This window comes from Mesorhizobium sp. M7A.F.Ca.US.002.01.1.1 (assembly GCF_004022955.1).
Taxonomy (GTDB): domain Bacteria; phylum Pseudomonadota; class Alphaproteobacteria; order Rhizobiales; family Rhizobiaceae; genus Mesorhizobium; species Mesorhizobium ciceri.
This window is the reverse complement of sequence record NZ_RZQE01000680.1, coordinates 1-2470: the sequence shown is the minus strand read 5'-3', so window position 1 is coordinate 2470 and position 2470 is coordinate 1. Positions and strand designations below refer to the sequence as shown.

The 2470-nt window shown below is 58.5% G+C and carries 3 protein-coding genes; all 3 read left to right on the top strand.

Annotated features, from left to right (window positions below):
- Nucleotides 1-697: 697 nt before the first annotated feature.
- The 3 genes from EN932_RS33940 (at nt 698) to EN932_RS33930 (ending at nt 2071) form a co-directional block, all read left to right on the top strand.
- Nucleotides 698-991: a helix-turn-helix transcriptional regulator gene (locus tag EN932_RS33940; RefSeq protein ID WP_013525096.1), complete on the top strand. Its 294-nt coding sequence runs from the start codon at nt 698-700 to the stop codon at nt 989-991.
- 239 nt (nt 992-1230) lie between these two features.
- On the top strand, nt 1231-1482 hold the full coding sequence (locus EN932_RS38260) for a hypothetical protein (protein WP_024504642.1): 252 nt from the start codon (nt 1231-1233) through the stop codon (nt 1480-1482).
- Nucleotides 1483-1795: 313 nt separating this feature from the next.
- A complete protein-coding gene (locus EN932_RS33930; protein ID WP_127413101.1) occupies nt 1796-2071 on the top strand; it encodes a hypothetical protein in 276 nt (91 codons plus the stop codon).
- The last annotated feature ends 399 nt before the right edge of the window (nt 2072-2470 follow it).

Here is a 2470-nt window from a genome sequence, read left to right as displayed (position 1 = left end):
CATACCCTCTCAATGAATGAGTCCCCGCCACGCCAAGCGAGCCGTGGCGGGTATCAACCAACCGACGATGAAGGGACGATGATCGACGGTCACATTTCCAAATGTGGAAAAGGCTTCATTGTTTCACAGGTCAGACCTTTGCGATTCCATGTCGGGCTTTAGTCGGGCCCAGACAAGATAGAGTGCTTGCCAGGAGGTGTGTAGCAGCGCCAGCTTGAACGCCCGTCAACGACCAGCAATAACGGCTTTCGGAAACCAGGTCGCCTTGATCCGCAACATATTTAGTGGGTCCGCCCCCACTTGCGGGTAGAGGCGGACCCGGACGAGGCTTGGGGACCTCGACCGGCAGCGGGGGACGCTGCCGCTTTTCCAACCTGCCGCGACATATCAGGTTCCGCTGATTCACAAAAAGCCCGCCACCGCGAAGTGGCGGGCAGGTTCTGGAGTGTGCTGGGACCAACCAGCATAGGTCAACGAGCCGCAACAGGGTTGGTTGCGATAGCGGCGGACGCCCGCCAACCCGCAGCGCTCGCTTCAGGCGCCCACTGCTTGCCCCCCGTCCCGGTGCCCGCCTATTGCCTGTCGCATGCATTGCTGAGACATCGCTCGTGACGTCCCCCGCGACGGGAATTGCTCGATCCTTCGATCGTCGCATAGATCGAAGGAACATTTTAGACGTATCGAATGTTCAAATCCTATGGACAACCGAACCCAACTTTCACCAGCTCAATCGAGAGCAGCACGCGCCCTGCTGAACTGGCCGCGAGTACGGCTTGCCGCAAAAGCGAGCGTTAGCGAAATGACGATCAGAGATTTTGAGAACGGTATTCGAAATCCGCGTCCCCACAAGATCGCGGCCATGCGTCAGGCGTTTGAGGACGCGGGAATTGCTTTCACCTTCGAAGGCGCTCCATCGCTAGCCCGCCCTGAAGGGCATAGCAGTCTCTCCACCACCAATAGAATGTGGCGCAGCCGGCAGAGACAAGCATAACGATAAAGGTCCTTGAGCCTCGTATTAGCAATCCACTTGACCCACGGCCCACCTAAAGGGGCGAGCCAAGAAACCGGTCAAGCCGGTGAGGCGTCGTTGCTGTATGCATCGTTTGAACATTACTTCGGATACGCTCCTGACTTCTTCATTGACCTCGTCAGGCTTGGTACCGGCATCACCGGCGGCTGGTCCGCAAGGTCGCTGGCAGCCATGGGGGGAGCCGGTTCTGGAAACGGCAGATGGCTCGCGATCCAATCGTCGAGGAACCTGCGGCCGCGAGCATCATCCGGTCAAACCAGGATCGTAGTGGAGATGGCATCGTGGATCGTGCCATAGAGGCTGTCGATGGGCTGGCGGAAGCGTCCATGCAGTCACGATGCTTTCAGCTCATCGAACCTCGGGCGCCAAAGAGTGTTCCGTTGGTTTTTGCTGAAATGGCGGGAACTTTTTCCTCCGGCGGTGATTTTCGTCGCCATGACAAAACTGTCTGACCTTGGACCTCGCATCCCCCGCAACGGGGGTAATTGCATTCGCGAAAAGGACCGCTTCTACGCGTGTCCATCTTGCGGCCAGAAAGTCGATCAGACCGATTTGCGGCAAGTCATGTGGCACGAACGGCCTGGCCACGAGCCGCTGGAGCCGGAAGACAGCGCGACGATAATCAAGTTCCCGGAGCCCCGGAAATAGCGATCAGTCGCATGTGACCCGCCGTCCATCGAGGCAGCGGGCGCGACTTCCCCCCTCGCAAAAATCAAAGGAACAAAGGTCAGATCTCGCAGTTGTGCGATCACCTGGGAGGGAACGATGTTGCATCACGAAATCGGCACTGTTTCGGACTGGTCGAAGTTGGTGGCGGACGATCCTCTCATCGCCGCCGATATCGCCCAGCGTCTTTCTGTGCTAGCGTGCAATGACAAGTCTACCGCTGCCCACGTCCAGTCGCCCAGCGCCGTGAGATTTCGAGGTTCCGACCTCACCAGCGCAGCACCCACCGAGTATCCGCGGCCGATTGTGCTTCTAGCGACCATCTGTGGGTCGACGGTCGTGGGTATAACGCTGCTTCTGGCGGCGGCGGTTTGAACCACGGGACCTGATGCCGCTCCCCCAGACACTGTCTTCGATTGAGATGACGCTCGAATGTCCGGCATGCGGAACGGCTTTCATCAAACCGGGGCGTTGGTTCATCGCTGCCGCCCACTATCGGTGCGAAGGTTGCCAGCGTTTACACCGCCTTACCTATCCAGAAAAGGTGGAATTGTTCGACAGATATACCAAGCGTCTGACGACAGTCTCGCAGCGAGGGACAACGAGGCCGCGCGAGTGCCCCAGCTTACAAGGCAACGACAAGGCCAGTGACGCTCCACCGGGACGGGAAGGGTAACCGACGAGGCAGCGGAAGAGTGTTCGCCTGCCAGCACGTCCGGCTGATGCTTGGTTCGATCACTCGTTTTCTGACCATCTCGTTGACGTGCGGAATAT